Origin of the sequence: Janthinobacterium sp. 13 (assembly GCF_002749695.1) — a bacterium.
Lineage (GTDB): Bacteria > Pseudomonadota > Gammaproteobacteria > Burkholderiales > Burkholderiaceae_D > Janthinobacterium > Janthinobacterium kumbetense.
This window is the reverse complement of the sequence record NZ_PEEQ01000001.1, coordinates 5,237,999-5,251,323: the sequence shown is the minus strand read 5'-3', so window position 1 is coordinate 5,251,323 and position 13,325 is coordinate 5,237,999. Positions and strand designations below refer to the sequence as shown.

The window sequence follows — 13,325 nt, the reverse complement described above, 5'->3', positions numbered from 1 at the left end:
TCGAGGAAGTCCATCCTCTTTCAACCGTTCCAGGAGAAACCATGTCCACCCACGCTTCCACCGCCCCACGTCGCGCCCTGCTCGTCATCGACGTGCAAAATGAATACTTTACGGGCGACATGCCCATCGAATATCCGTCCGTCGATATTTCCCTGCCCAACATCGTCACCGCCATGGCTGCCGCGCGCGCCGCCGGCGTGCCCGTGATCGTCGTCCAGCACGATGCGCCGGAAGCCTCCCCCATCTTTGCCAAGGGCAGCGACGGCTGGCAGCTGCATCCGCAAGTAGCCGCCTTTGCCGCCGACCACCGCATCAACAAGGTCATGGGCAGCGCCTTCGCGGGCACGGACTTGCAGGCCTGGCTGGGCAGCCACGGCATCGACACCCTGACGGTGGTCGGCTACATGACGCACAATTGCGACGCCGCCACGATCTTCCACGCCGCGCACGACGGCTTGCAAGTCGAGTTCCTGCAGGACGCCACGGGCACCTTGCCCTATAGCAATGCGGGCGGCACGGCCAGCGCCGAGGAAATCCACCGCGTCTTCAGCGCCGTGTTCCACTCGAATTTCGCCGCCGTCGTCAGCACGCAGGACTGGCTCGCTGCCGTGCGCGAGGGCAAGCCGCTGGAAAAGGACAATATTTATCTGTCGAACCAGCGCGCGCGCAAGGCGCAGGCGAACTGACGCCGGCGGGAATGGACGGGTATCATGCGTCCATTCCTTACTTGATGATGCTCTATGCGAAAAATAACTGTGCTTGGTTCAAGCGCTGTTGGCGTGTTCCTGCTGGCCACCGCCGCCCTGGTACTGGCCGGACTCAACGACAAGCTGGCGTCCGCCGACGTGATCGTCGTGCCCGGCAATACGATCTTGCCCGACGGCACGCCCAGCCCCCGCCTGCAGGCCAGGCTCGACGTGGCGCTCCAGCAATTCCAGGCACACCGGGCGCCGCGCATCCTCGTCAGCGGGGCCACGGGCAAGGAAGGTTTTGACGAGGCCGCATCGATGGCCCGCTACCTGCAGTCGCGCGGCGTGCCGTCCAGCGCCATCCTTGAGGATAATCAAGGCTGGACCACGGAGGCCACGGCCCGCAATGCGGCGGCCCTGATGCACGAGCACGGCTGGACGACGGCCATGGTCGCCACACAATATTTCCACGTGCCCCGCTTCAAGCTGGCGTTGGAGCGCAGCGGCATCGTCGTCAGCGGCCAGGTGCACGCCCCTTATTTTGAACTGCGCGACCTGTATTCAGTGCCGCGCGAAACGGTGGGCTATGCCGTGTATTACGCGCGGCCCTGATCCCGGCTGATTCCCTGGCTCACTCGCTCCAGTCGCGCGACCGTTCCACGGCGCGCTGCCATTTATGCAAGCGCGTCAGGCGCTCGTCGGCCGCCATGGCCGGTTCGAAGCGGCGCCCCACCTGCCACTGGGCGGCGATTTCTTCCTGCGAGTCCCAGAAACCCACGGCCAGTCCCGCCAGGTAGGCGGCGCCCAGGGCCGTCGTTTCCGTCACCACGGGACGCACCACGGGCACATTTAATATGTCGGCCTGGAACTGCATCAGCATGTCGTTGCGGGCCGCGCCGCCGTCCACGCGCAGCTCGGATAGCGCGATGCCCGCGTCGTCCTGCATGGCGGACAGCACATCCACGTTCTGGTACGCCACACCCTCCAATGCCGCGCGCGCGATGTGCGCCTTGCCCGTGCCGCGCGTGATACCGATCAGGGTGCCGCGCGCATACGGGTCCCAGTATGGCGCGCCCAGGCCCGCGAACGCGGGCACGAAGACGAGACCGCCCGAATCGGGCACGCTGGTGGCCAAGGCTTCCACTTCGGACGAGTCGCGGATGATGCCGATGCCGTCACGCATCCATTGCACGGCCGCGCCCGCGATAAAGGCGCTGCCTTCCAGTAAATAATCGGTCTGGTCGCTGCCCGCGCCCAGGCTCCAGCCCACCGTCGTCAACAGCCGGTTTTTCGATGGCAAGGGGCGCTTGCCCACGTTCATCAGCATGAAGCAACCGGTGCCGTAGGTATTCTTCGCCATGCCCGGTTTCAGGCACGCCTGGCCGAAAGTCGCCGCCTGCTGGTCGCCCGCGATGCCGGCAATCGGCACGGACACGCCCAGCAAGCTGGCATGCGTGTGCGCCGCCACGCCGCTCGATGGCACGACGTCGGGCAGCAGGGAGGCGGGAATGTCGAGCAGCGCCAGCAAGTCCGTGTCCCACTGCAAGGTATGGATATTGAACAGCATGGTGCGCGCCGCGTTGCTCGTGTCCGTCAAGTGGGCGCCGCTCATCTTGTAGATCAGCCAGCTGTCGACGGTGCCGAAGGCCAGCTCGCCCCGTTCGGCGCGCGCGCGGGCGCCGGGAACGTTGTCGAGCAGCCATTTCAACTTGGTGGCGGAAAAATAGGCGTCCAGCACGAGTCCCGTCTTGCGCTGGATCACGTCCGCCTTGCCCTGTTCGACCAGTTGCTCGCAGTAAGCGGCGTTTCTGCGGTCTTGCCAGACGATGGCGTTGGCGACGGGCGCGCCCGTGGCGCGGTCCCACAGCACCGTCGTTTCGCGCTGGTTGGTCACACCGATGGCGGCCACGTCGGATGCGGCCACGCCGCTGTCGCGCAACACCTGCTGCAGTACGGCCTCTTGCGAGGCCCAGATGTCGTTCGCGTCATGCTCGACCCAGCCCGGCTGGGGAAAAATCTGGCGAAACTCGCGCTGCGCGCTGGCGTGCGGCCGACCCGCATGGTCGAACAAAATGGCGCGCGAACTGGTGGTGCCCTGATCTAAAGCAAGTATGTATTTGGTCATTGTCTGGTGGTGCGAAAATCGGGTAAAAACAGGCACGGAGCTGATTCGCTCCGTGCCCTCGGGACAGCCCCGGCAGAAGCTTACACGACTACCTTACCTTGCCTTCTTTCCAAGCCTGCAATAATTTATCGTAGGCAATCGTTTCACCCTTCGGCTTTTCATTCGCCAGCTTTTTCCATGGGGCGTGCTGATCCGACAGATACTGGTTCGGATCGACCTTCGGATTGAGCTTGGGTGCGCACGCCTTCATCCCGGCCCGCTGCAATCGCGCCATGACCTGGTCCATTTCCTCGGCCAGGTTATCCATGGCGGCTTGCGGCGTTTTTTCCGCCGTAATCGCCGTGGCCACGTTCTTCCACCACAACTGCGCCAGCTTCGGATAGTCGGGCACGTTGTTGCCGGTCGGCGTCCACGCCACGCGGGCGGGGCTGCGGTAGAACTCGATCAAACCGCCGTACTCGTTCGCGTGCTTCGTAAAATAATCGTGGCGGATGTCGGAATCGCGAATAAACGTCAGGCCGACGATGGATTTCTTCAGCGACACGGTTTTCGACGTGACGAATTGCGCGTACAGCCAGGCGGCGGCCTTGCGGTCGTCCGGCGTGGACTTGAACAGGAACCAGGAACCGACGTCCTGGTAACCGTTCTGCATGCCCTCTTTCCAGTACGGGCCGTGCGGCGACGGCGCCATGCGCCATTTCGGCGTGCCATCCTTGTTGACCACTGGCAAGCCCGGTTTCGTCATGCCGGCCGTAAATGCCGTGTACCAGAAGATTTGCTGGGCGATTTCGCCCTGCGCCGGCACGGGGCCCGATTCCGAGAAATTCATGCCGTTCGCCTGCGGCGGCGCGTATTTCTTCATCCAGTCGATATATTTCGTCAGCGCAAACACGGCCGCCGGCGAATTGGTGGCGCCGCCGCGCGACATCGAAGCGCCCACGGGCGTGCACTTGTCGGCCGCCACCTTGATGCCCCACTCGTCGACCGGCATGCCGTTCGGAATGCCCTTGTCGGCCGCGCCAGCCATAGACAGCCACGCATCCGTGAAGCGCCAGCCCAGCGACGGATCTTTCTTGCCGTAATCCATGTGACCATAGACTTTCTTGCCATCCAGTTCCTTCACGTCATTCGTGAAGAAATCGGCGATGTCTTCATACGCGGACCAGTTTTGCGGCACGCCCAGTTCGTAGCCATACTTGGCCTTGAACTTGGCTTGCAAATCCTTGCGCGCGAACCAGTCGGCGCGGAACCAGTACAGGTTGGCGAATTGCTGGTCGGGCAATTGATACACCTTGCCGTCCGGCGCCGTCGTAAAGCTGATGCCGATAAAATCCTTCAAGTCCAGGCCCGGATTCGTGAATTCCTTGCCCTTGGCGGCCATGTAGTCGGACAGGGGTTCCACGGCGCCATAGCGGTAGTGGGTGCCGATCAGGTCGGAATCGGAAATCCAGCCGTCATAGATGCTCTTGCCGGACTGCATGGACGTTTGCAGCTTTTCCACCACGTCGCCTTCCTGGATGATGTCGTGGCGCACCTTGATGCCCGTGATTTCCTCGAAAGCCTTGGCCAGGGTCTTCGATTCGTAGACGTGGGTGTCGATGGTTTCCGAGACCACGGAAATTTCCTTGATGCCCTTGGCTTTCAGCTTGGCCGCCGCATCGATGAACCATTTCATTTCAGCAAGCTGCTGCTGCTTGCTCAGGCTGGATGGCTGGAATTCCTTGTCGATCCAGGTTTGCGCCTGCTTGGCGTCGGCCAGGGCCGCATTCGACACGAGCATGGCCGCAGCCGCGAAGACCGTGAACTTCAATTTCATCGTGAATCTCCTTTTTAGTTGTCATCCGGCCTGCGGTGGCGGGCCGGTATTCTCATCTACGACTTATCCCCAACGCATTACCACCAACAACACTACAAAACTGATGCCGGCCCCGATGGCCTGCTGCATTTCCGTGAACCCCGCCCACGCCAGATTGACATACGCAGCCGTCAACAGCCCGATGAACAAACGGTCGCCGCGCGTCGTCGGCATCGGCAGGAAACCTTTTCGTTCGATGCTGGGCGAACGGATTTGCCACACCGTCATGCCCGCCAGCATCAGGCCGATGCAAATGAAGAAGATGGCCACTTCAGGCGTCCAGGCCATCCAGCCGAACAGGCTGGCGGTGCTATCGGTATTTTCCATGTCACACCCTCCCCATCGCGAAACCCTTGGCTATGTAATGCCGCACGAACCAGATCACCAGCGCGCCGGGCACGATGGTCAGCACGCCCGCCGCCGCCAGCACGCCCCAGTCCATGCCGGCCGCCGACACGGTGCGCGTCATGGTGGCGGCAATGGGCTTGGCATTGACGGACGTCAAGGTGCGCGCCAATAACAGTTCCACCCAGCTGAACATAAAACAGAAGAACGCCGTCACGCCCACGCCAGACTTGATCATCGGCAAGAAGATGCGGATGAAGAAACGGGGGAAGCTGTAGCCGTCGATGTACGCCGTCTCGTCGATTTCCTTCGGCACGCCGGACATGAAGCCTTCCAGTATCCACACGGCCAAGGGCACGTTGAAGACCATGTGCGCCAGCGCCACGGCCAGATGCGTATCCATCAAGCCCACCGTCGAGTACAGCTGGAAGAACGGCACGAGGAAGACGGCGGGCGGCGTCATGCGGTTGGTCAAGAGCCAGAAGAACAGATGCTTGTCGCCGACAAAGTTGTAGCGCGAGAAAGCATACGCTGCCGGCAAGGCCACCGTGACGGACATCACCATGTTCAAGGCCACGTAGATCATGGAATTGATGTAGCCGCTGTACCAGGAACGGTCCGTAAAAATCGTGTGATAGTTGGCGAACGTCAATTGCTGGGGCCACAGGCTCAGCACGCCGACGATTTCCTCGTTGGTCTTGAGCGACATATTGAGCATCCAGTAGATGGGCAGCAAGGAGCCCAGCAGGAATACGATCAGGATGGCGCTGCTCATTTTCTTGTGCATCATTTCTGGTCTCCCGTGCCGACGCGCTGCATCCACGTGTACAGCACAAAGCAGAACAGCAGGATGATCAGGAAGTAAATCAATGAAAACGCCGAGGCCGGCCCCAGGTCGAACTGGCCCACGGCCTTTTGCGTCAGGTATTGCGACAAAAAGGTGGTGGCATTGCCGGGACCGCCGCCCGTCAGCACGAACGGCTCCGTGTAGATCATGAAACTGTCCATGAAGCGCAGCAAGACGGCGATCATCAGCACATTGCGCAGTTTCGGCAGCTGGATGTAGCGGAACACGGCCAGGCGCGAAGCGCCGTCGATGCGCGCCGCCTGGTAATACGCGTCGGGAATGGCGCGCAAGCCCGCATAGCACAGCAGCACGACGAGCGGCGTCCAGTGCCAGATATCCATCACCATCACCGTCAGCCACGCGTCGAGCGAGTTGCCGTTGTAATTGTAGTCAAAGCCCAATTGATTCAAGCTATAGCCCATCAGGCCGATGTCGCCGCGGCCAAAGATTTGCCAGATGGTGCCCACCACGTTCCAGGGAATCAGCAAGGGCAGCGCGATCAGCACCAGCGCCAGCGACGCCTTCCAGCCATCGGCCGGCATGCACAGGGCAATCAAGATGCCCAGCGGAATCTGGATCGCCAGCACGGAGCCGGAAAACAGCAGCTGGCGCAGCAAGGCGCTGTGCAAGTCGCCGTCCAGCATGACCATGCGGAACCACTCCGTACCCACGAACACTTTTTGCGTGGGACTCAGAATATCCTGCACGGAATAGTTGACCACCGTCATCAGCGGCAGGATGGCGGAAAAGGCCACGCACAGCAGCACGGGCAAGATCAAAAGCCAGGCGCGGCGGTTGTTATCGGTTTTACCGTTATGTATCATCAGGCCACCCGCTTATCGTTGACATAGAACAAGGTACGTTGCGGCGGGAAGCGCAGCCGCACGGCATCACCCGCTGCTGCATCGATGGCGCGCAGCTTGGCCGCCACCGTCGCGCCGCCCAGCTGGAATTCCGCCAGGTAATGCGTACCCATGTTGCGCACGGCCGTGACAGTGGCGTCCAGGCAATGGTCGCCCCCCTCTTCTCCCGGATACGCCTTGACGCACTCGACGAACTCGGGCCGCACGCCCACCGTGATCTTGCCTTGCGCGCCAGCGAGCGCCGCGCGCGCGGCGGCGGACACGGCCAGCGCCTGCCCCGCCACGCGCACGCCGCCATCGTCCAAGGTGCAATCGAGCAAGTTCATGCCCGGATTGCCGATGAAATAGCCGACAAACGTGTGTTCCGGTTCCTCGAACAGCGCTTGCGCGCTGCCCGTCTGCACCACTTCGCCCTGCGTCATGACGACCACCTGGTCGGCAAAGGTCAGCGCTTCCACCTGGTCGTGCGTGACGTAGATCAAGGATAATTTCAGTTCGTGGTGGATTTCCTTGAGTTTCCGGCGCAGCAGCCATTTCAGGTGCGGGTCGATCACCGTCAGCGGTTCGTCGAACAGCACGGCCGCCACGTCCGGGCGCACGAGGCCCCGCCCCAGCGAAATCTTTTGCTTGGCGTCCACGGACAAGCCGCTGGCGCGCAGCTTCAGGTCGCCCGTCAATTCCAGCATCTGCGCCACCTGCTGCACGCGCTTTTTGACTTCGATCTCTTTCCAGCCGCGATTGCGCAACGGAAACGCCAGGTTGTCGTGCACGGTCATGGTGTCGTAGATGACGGGAAACTGGAACACTTGCGCGATATTCCGCGCCTCGGTCGGCAGCTGCGTCACATCCTTGCCGTCGAACAGCACCTTGCCATGCGACGGTTTCACCAGACCGGAAATGATATTGAGCAAGGTCGTCTTGCCGCAGCCGGACGGCCCCAGCAAGGCATACGCGCCGCCGTCATGCCATTCCATGCTCATGGGCCGCAGCGCATAGTCGCTTGGCGCCGTCGGGTTCGGTTTATAGGCGTGGGCCAGGTCCACCAGTTCGATGCGCGCCATGTCAAGCTCCTCCTTGTTCTGGAGCAAACAGCAGCCCGCCGTCTTGCGCGAAGATCAGCAAGGCATGCGGCTGGCAATACACGGTGCAGGCGCTGCCAATCTCCAGGTTGTGCACGCCGCCCAGCTGCGCCACCAGGGCCAGCTCGCCGCGGCGCGCATGCACATAGGTTTCCGAGCCGCTGATTTCCGCCAGGTCCACCTGCGCCGCGATGGGCACGTCGCCATCGGACTGGGGAGACAGATGCAGGCTGTGCGCGCGCACGCCGAGGATCACCTCCGTGCTGTCGCCCAGGCGGGCGCGCTGCGCGCCGCTCAGGTGGATGGCCAGGCCGTCGGCCGCCTGCGCCACGCCGTGCGCATCCACGCGCGCGGGGATCAGGTTGATGGGCGGATCGCTGAAGGTGCGCGCCACATCGATGGAATTGGGGGCGTTGAAGACGTCCAGGGTCGGCCCCTGCTGCAGCAGGCGTCCCTCGTGCAGCACGGCCACGTGGCCGCCCAGCTGCAGCGCTTCCAGCGGTTCCGTGGTGGCGTACACGACCGTCGTGCTGCCGCCGGAAAACAGTTCCGTCAATTCGCGGCGCAATTCCTCGCGCAATTTATAGTCGAGGTTGACCAATGGCTCGTCGAGCAGCAGCAAGGACGCATCCTTGATCAGCGCGCGCCCCAGCGCCGTGCGCTGCTGCTGGCCGCCCGACAATTCTCCGGGCGTGCGCTGCAGATACGGCGTGATGTGCAGGCGCTCGGCCAGCGCGAGCACTTTCGTGCGGATCTGTTCCTCGGGTTCCTTGCGCAAGCGCAAAGGCGAAGCGATATTGTCATAGACGGTGAAGGCGGGATAATTGATGAATTGCTGGTACACCATGGCCAGGTTGCGTTTGCTGACGGGAACGCCCGTCACGTCGACGCCATCGGCCGTGACGGTGCCCCCGCTAGGCTTGTCCAGGCCCGCCATCACGCGCATCAGGGTCGTCTTGCCGGCACGCGTGGTGCCCAGCAAGACGTTGATGGCGCCCGGCACGAGGGCCAGCGACATCGGATATAAAAAGTCGTCAGCCCCCTGCTTCCTGCTGATCTTGTCCAGTACCAGTTGCACGCGCTTCTCCTCCAGTGATGGTTTCTTGTTCTTCGCCGCACCCTCTGCGGGGCGCGGTCGCCAACGTGTGCTGCTTACGGCAAAGGATGCTGCAACAGCCAGGCGTCGAGCGTGTCCGCCGTCCCGCGCGGCAGGTGCAGGCCCAGCTTGGAGCGCCGCCACAGGATGTCGGCCGCGCTGACGGCCCATTCGTGGCGCCGCAGATAATCGACTTCCGCCGCGTACAGGCCGGCGGCGATTTCCTCGCCCATGGCCGCCACGTCCCTGCGCCCGGCGAGCAGCGCGTGGATGCGCGTGCCGTAGGCGCGTGCATAGCGCGCCACCAGCGCCGCCGGCAGCCACGCGTACTCGCGCTGCAAGCCTTGCACGAACTGGCCGAACTCGCGCACGGACCGGTTCTGCGGCGTGCTGCCGAACACGTCGCCGCCGGGCAGGCAGGCGCTGGCTGTCCAGGCCGGCAGTGTATTGCCCAGCAAGGGCGCCAGCATGTCCATGGCTTCCTCGGCCAGCTTGCGGAAGGTGGTGATCTTGCCGCCGAAAACACTGAGCAGCGGCGCACCTTCCTGGTCCAGCTCGAAGCGGTAATCGCGCGTGACGGCCTTGGCGTCGGCCGCCGCGTCTTCCACCAGCGGGCGCACGCCCGCATACGTCCAGACCACGTCGGCCGGCGAGATTGGCTTGCTGAAATAGTAACTGGAAAGCTCGCACAAGTAACGAATTTCCTCGTCATCGATTTCCACCGTGCCCGTGTCGCCGTGGTAGTCGAGGTCAGTAGTGCCGATCAGGGTGAAATCGTGCTCATACGGAATGGCAAACACGATGCGCCCGTCCGGATGCTGGAAGATGTAGGCATGATCATGCTCGAACAGGCGCTTGACGACGATATGGCTACCCTTGATCAGGCGCAAATGCCGGCCCTGTCCACCGGGCGCGGCCTGCTGCAGGAACTCGGCCGTCCACGGCCCGGCCGCGTTGACGATGCTGCGCGCACGCACCGTGCTCTGCCGCCCGCTGGCGTGCTGCAAGGTGGCCAGCCAGGCAGCGTCCCCGCCCGCACCGTCGCGTGACAGGGCCGTGCAGCGCGTCTGCGTCAGCACCTGCGCGCCCTTGTCCGCCGCGTCGATGGCGTTCAGGACCACCAGGCGCGCATCGTCGACCCAGCCGTCGGAATACACGAAACCCCGCTTGAACTCGGGTTTTAACGGTGTGCCGGCCGCGTGGCGGGTCAGGTCGATGCCGCTGGAGGCCGGCAGGATTTCCCGCTTCGCCAGCATGTCGTAAAGGAACAGGCCGGCGCGTATCAGCCAGGCCGGGCGCTGGCCCTTGGCGTGCGGCATGACGAAGCGCAGCGGCCACATGATGTGCGGCGCCGAGCGCAGCAGCACTTCGCGCTCGATCAGCGCCTTGCGCACGAGGCCGAATTCATAGTATTCGAGGTAGCGCAGGCCGCCGTGTATCAGTTTGGTGGACGCGGACGAGGTGTGCGCGGCCAGGTCGTCCTTTTCGCACAGCAGCACGGACAGGCCCCGTCCGGCCGCGTCGCGCGCGATGCCGGCGCCATTGATGCCGCCGCCCACCACCAGCACGTCGTATGCCATCGCTGTCTCCACACCTTGCTGTGCTGCGGCCATCGGGACTCCGTGTCTGTCGGGGAAAGGGCGGCGAGGAAAGACTAGGCATCGCCGGCGACTGTCGTTAAGATCACCATCTAGTAATACGCATGCAATATGAATAAGATACGCCAGAATGCGAACTCATAGCAACATATTTTCATCACTATTTGTTCGTTTCTGTTCGTTTTTGATTTTTAAAGAGACAAGCCCATGATTTTGAATCCCCGCCAGCGCCGCCTGCTCGAAGTGGTGCGCCAGAAGGTCACCATGTCCGTCGAAGAGCTGGCCCAGCAGTTGGGCGTGACGCCGCAAACCGTGCGCCGCGACGTCAAGCAGATGGAAGAAGCGCGCCTGCTGGCCCGCTACCACGGCGGGGTCGGCTTGCCCTCGTCCGTGGAAAACATCGATTACAGCCAGCGGCAAGTGTTCAACAGCGAGGCCAAGCGGCGCATCGCCGCCGCCGTCGCCGCGCAAGTGCCGCACGGCTGCTCACTCCTGATCAATATCGGCACGACGACCGAGGAAGTGGCGCGCGCGCTGGGGCGGCACACGGGCTTGCACGTGGTGACGAACAACCTGAACGTGGCCGCCATCCTGGCCGACAACGCCGCCTGCGAAGTCATCGTGGCCGGCGGCGTGGTGCGCGGGCGCGACCGCGGCATCGTGGGCGAAGCCACCATCGACTTCATCCGCCAGTTCAAGGTCGACATCGGCATCATCGGCATTTCCAGCATCGACGAGGATGGCAGCCTGCGCGACTTCGACGCGCGCGAAGTGAAGGTGGCGCAAGCCATCATCGAGCAATCGCGCGAAGTGTGGCTGGTGGCCGACCAGCACAAATTCGGCCGCAAGGCGCTGGTGCGGCTGGCCGACCTGGCGCAAGTCGATATCCTGTTTACGGATGCGCCGCCGCCGCCCCGCTTTGCCGAAGTACTGCGCGAAGCGGGCGTGAAGGTGGTGCTGGCCTGAGCGGGCCGCATTTCTGCATCAAAACCTCGCACTGTCGCGTGGGCAATACGTCGTATGTGGGCAAGCACACGGAATGATATGAAATATTTATCAATTCGGCAAAAATCCTGTTACCATTGATGCAACATGAGTTATTTTTTTAATCTTCCTCTCTGGCAATACGATTATTCGCTTGATATTGTTTTTTATCTATCCAGAGCAAGAAAAAAGGAAAAACTCTTTGCCGGTAAGTGATTTCCTGTGAAAACAGTGTTAGAAATACCTCAAGCACGATGATTGTTCCCAAACAAACCACTCGACAGCAAGCGTGAAGGCCTTAACCATGCCGGCAACGCCGCCCAGTGAAGGAAAAGAAATGAGCCATAATTTTGAAACGGCCGCCATGCCGCAAGCCGCCCACCCCAACAGCGTCCCCGTCAGCGAGCTGGAAGCCCATCTCGGTTACTGGCTGCGTTTCGTCTCCAACCACGTTTCCCACAGCTTCCAGAAAAAAGCCGAGGCCAATGGCGTGACGGTCTCCGAATGGGTGGTGCTGCGCGAAATGTTCCGCCTGGGCTGCACCTCGCCCACGGTGCTGGCGCAAGTGTCCGGCATGAGCAAGGGCGCCGTATCGAAACTGATCGACCGCCTGGAAAGCAAGGGCATGGTCAGCAAGTCGATCCTGCTGGCCGACCGCCGCCAGCATTCGATCGAACTGACCACGGAAGGCGAGGCGCTGGTGCCCGTGCTGGCCGGGATGGCCGACCAGAACGACGAGGAATTCTTCGGCAAGCTGCCGCGCCAGCTGCGCGACGACCTGCTCGAAGCGATGAAGGAAGTGGCGCGCACGCACCAGCTCAAGAACGCCCCGCTGAACTAGCAGCAGTCATGTATCAGCAAGGGTGACGCGGTGGCGCGGGCGCTTCGGCTATGATGCTGGCCTGACCGTTTACCAGGAATCCGCATGGCCCTGCACATCGAAACTCCCTTGCTCAACTCGCGCGCCCTGAGCCTGCACAGCGAACGCGCCATCTGGCTCAAGCTCGAAGCCTTGCAGCCGCCCGGCTCCTTCAAGATCCGCGGCATCGGCCTGGCCTGCGAGGAATACGCACGGCGCGGCGCCAGCCGTTTCATCTCCTCTTCCGGCGGCAATGCCGGCATCGCCGTCGCCTATGCGGGACGCCAGCTGGGCATCCCCGTCATCGTCGTCGTGCCGGAAACGACCAGCGAACGGGCCAAGGCCCTGATCGCGCAGGAAGGCGCCGAAGTCATCGTGCACGGCGCCGCGTGGCAGGAAGCGAACGCGCTGGCGCAGTCGATGCTCACGCCGCAAGACGCCTTTTTGCATCCGTTCGACGACCCGCTGCTGTGGCAGGGTCACGCGGGCATGATCGATGAAGTGGCGCGCGCGGGCCTGAAGCCGGACGCCGTGGTGCTGTCGGTGGGCGGCGGCGGCCTGCTGGCCGGCGTGGCCGAAGGCTTGCAGCGCAATGGCTGGGATGACGTGGCCCTGGTGGCCGTGGAAACGCAAGGCGCCGCCTCGCTGGCGGCGGCCGTGGCCGCGCGCGAACACGTGGCCCTGCCGGCCGTGAGCAGCATCGCCACGTCGCTGGCCGCGCGCCAGGTCTGCGCACAGGCGTTTGCCATCAGCCAGACGCGCCTGCTGCACAGCGTGGTGGTGTCGGACCGGGACGCCGTCGACGCCTGCCAGCGCTTCATCACCGACCAGCGCCTGGTGGTGGAACCGGCCTGCGGCGCGGCGCTGGCGGCCGTCTACGGCAAGGCGCCGGAACTGGCGCCCTACCGCAAGGTGCTCGTCATCGTCTGCGGCGGCGTGACGGCCACCACGCAGCAGCTCGACCACTGGAGCGCCACCCTGTAAG

13 protein-coding genes are annotated in these 13,325 nt (G+C 63.0%); 5 read left to right on the top strand and 8 right to left on the bottom strand.

The window, feature by feature from the left end:
• Positions 1-41 precede the first annotated feature (41 nt).
• Together CLU94_RS23100 and CLU94_RS23095 are read left to right on the top strand one after the other, a co-directional pair.
• On the top strand, positions 42-686 hold the full coding sequence (locus CLU94_RS23100; protein ID WP_099667334.1) for a cysteine hydrolase family protein: 645 nt from the start codon (positions 42-44) through the stop codon (positions 684-686).
• 69 nt (positions 687-755) lie between these two features.
• Complete coding sequence (locus tag CLU94_RS23095) at positions 756-1,301, top strand: YdcF family protein (protein ID WP_257218952.1); 546 nt, start codon at positions 756-758, stop codon at positions 1,299-1,301.
• 19 nt (positions 1,302-1,320) lie between these two features.
• Here the strand turns inward: CLU94_RS23095 and glpK are convergent, their stop codons facing one another.
• From glpK to glpD, 8 genes are all read right to left on the bottom strand, one after another.
• Complete coding sequence (glpK, locus tag CLU94_RS23090) at positions 1,321-2,814, bottom strand: glycerol kinase GlpK (protein WP_099667332.1); 1,494 nt, start codon at positions 2,812-2,814, stop codon at positions 1,321-1,323.
• An 88-nt stretch (positions 2,815-2,902) separates the two neighbouring features.
• Entirely contained in the window at positions 2,903-4,630 is a 1,728-nt protein-coding gene (locus CLU94_RS23085) for an ABC transporter substrate-binding protein (protein ID WP_034779106.1), read from the bottom strand.
• 63 nt (positions 4,631-4,693) lie between these two features.
• Entirely contained in the window at positions 4,694-4,996 is a 303-nt protein-coding gene (locus CLU94_RS23080) for a DUF2160 domain-containing protein (protein ID WP_369811512.1), read from the bottom strand.
• Position 4,997: 1 nt separating this feature from the next.
• Positions 4,998-5,804, bottom strand: coding sequence for a carbohydrate ABC transporter permease (locus tag CLU94_RS23075; protein ID WP_099667331.1), 807 nt, complete (start codon positions 5,802-5,804; stop codon positions 4,998-5,000).
• A complete protein-coding gene (locus CLU94_RS23070; RefSeq protein ID WP_099667330.1) occupies positions 5,801-6,685 on the bottom strand; it encodes a carbohydrate ABC transporter permease in 885 nt (294 codons plus the stop codon). Before CLU94_RS23070 ends, CLU94_RS23075 begins: the two co-directional genes overlap by 4 nt.
• Positions 6,685-7,785, bottom strand: a complete 1,101-nt coding sequence (locus tag CLU94_RS23065; RefSeq protein WP_099667329.1) for an ABC transporter ATP-binding protein — start codon at positions 7,783-7,785, stop codon at positions 6,685-6,687. Before CLU94_RS23065 ends, CLU94_RS23070 begins: the two co-directional genes overlap by 1 nt.
• A gap of 1 nt (position 7,786) precedes the next feature.
• Positions 7,787-8,881: an ABC transporter ATP-binding protein gene (locus tag CLU94_RS23060; RefSeq protein WP_099667328.1), complete on the bottom strand. Its 1,095-nt coding sequence runs from the start codon at positions 8,879-8,881 to the stop codon at positions 7,787-7,789.
• A gap of 74 nt (positions 8,882-8,955) precedes the next feature.
• Positions 8,956-10,479, bottom strand: a complete 1,524-nt coding sequence (glpD, locus tag CLU94_RS23055; RefSeq protein ID WP_099667327.1) for a glycerol-3-phosphate dehydrogenase — start codon at positions 10,477-10,479, stop codon at positions 8,956-8,958.
• Between the two features lie 225 nt (positions 10,480-10,704).
• Here glpD and CLU94_RS23050 point away from each other — a divergent pair, with 225 nt between their 5' ends.
• The 3 genes from CLU94_RS23050 (at position 10,705) to CLU94_RS23040 (ending at position 13,324) form a co-directional block, all read left to right on the top strand.
• Entirely contained in the window at positions 10,705-11,463 is a 759-nt protein-coding gene (locus tag CLU94_RS23050; protein ID WP_180278743.1) for a DeoR/GlpR family DNA-binding transcription regulator, read from the top strand.
• Between the two features lie 355 nt (positions 11,464-11,818).
• Complete coding sequence (locus CLU94_RS23045; RefSeq protein WP_077406479.1) at positions 11,819-12,322, top strand: MarR family winged helix-turn-helix transcriptional regulator; 504 nt, start codon at positions 11,819-11,821, stop codon at positions 12,320-12,322.
• Positions 12,323-12,406: 84 nt separating this feature from the next.
• Positions 12,407-13,324 (top strand): pyridoxal-phosphate dependent enzyme, encoded by a 918-nt coding sequence (locus tag CLU94_RS23040; protein WP_099667326.1) that lies wholly within the window; start codon positions 12,407-12,409, stop codon positions 13,322-13,324.
• Position 13,325 lies beyond the last annotated feature (1 nt).

Coding starts and splice junctions, on each gene's coding strand:
- CLU94_RS23100 (WP_099667334.1), top strand. CDS start 42: ATGTCCACCCACGCTTCCACCGCCCCACGTCGCGCCCTGCTCGTCATC.
- glpK (WP_099667332.1), bottom strand. CDS start 2,814: ATGACCAAATACATACTTGCTTTAGATCAGGGCACCACCAGTTCGCGC.
- CLU94_RS23085 (WP_034779106.1), bottom strand. CDS start 4,630: ATGAAATTGAAGTTCACGGTCTTCGCGGCTGCGGCCATGCTCGTGTCG.
- CLU94_RS23080 (WP_369811512.1), bottom strand. CDS start 4,996: ATGGAAAATACCGATAGCACCGCCAGCCTGTTCGGCTGGATGGCCTGG.
- CLU94_RS23075 (WP_099667331.1), bottom strand. CDS start 5,804: ATGATGCACAAGAAAATGAGCAGCGCCATCCTGATCGTATTCCTGCTG.
- CLU94_RS23070 (WP_099667330.1), bottom strand. CDS start 6,685: ATGATACATAACGGTAAAACCGATAACAACCGCCGCGCCTGGCTTTTG.
- CLU94_RS23065 (WP_099667329.1), bottom strand. CDS start 7,785: ATGGCGCGCATCGAACTGGTGGACCTGGCCCACGCCTATAAACCGAAC.
- glpD (WP_099667327.1), bottom strand. CDS start 10,479: ATGGCATACGACGTGCTGGTGGTGGGCGGCGGCATCAATGGCGCCGGC.
- CLU94_RS23050 (WP_180278743.1), top strand. CDS start 10,705: ATGATTTTGAATCCCCGCCAGCGCCGCCTGCTCGAAGTGGTGCGCCAG.
- CLU94_RS23045 (WP_077406479.1), top strand. CDS start 11,819: ATGAGCCATAATTTTGAAACGGCCGCCATGCCGCAAGCCGCCCACCCC.
- CLU94_RS23040 (WP_099667326.1), top strand. CDS start 12,407: ATGGCCCTGCACATCGAAACTCCCTTGCTCAACTCGCGCGCCCTGAGC.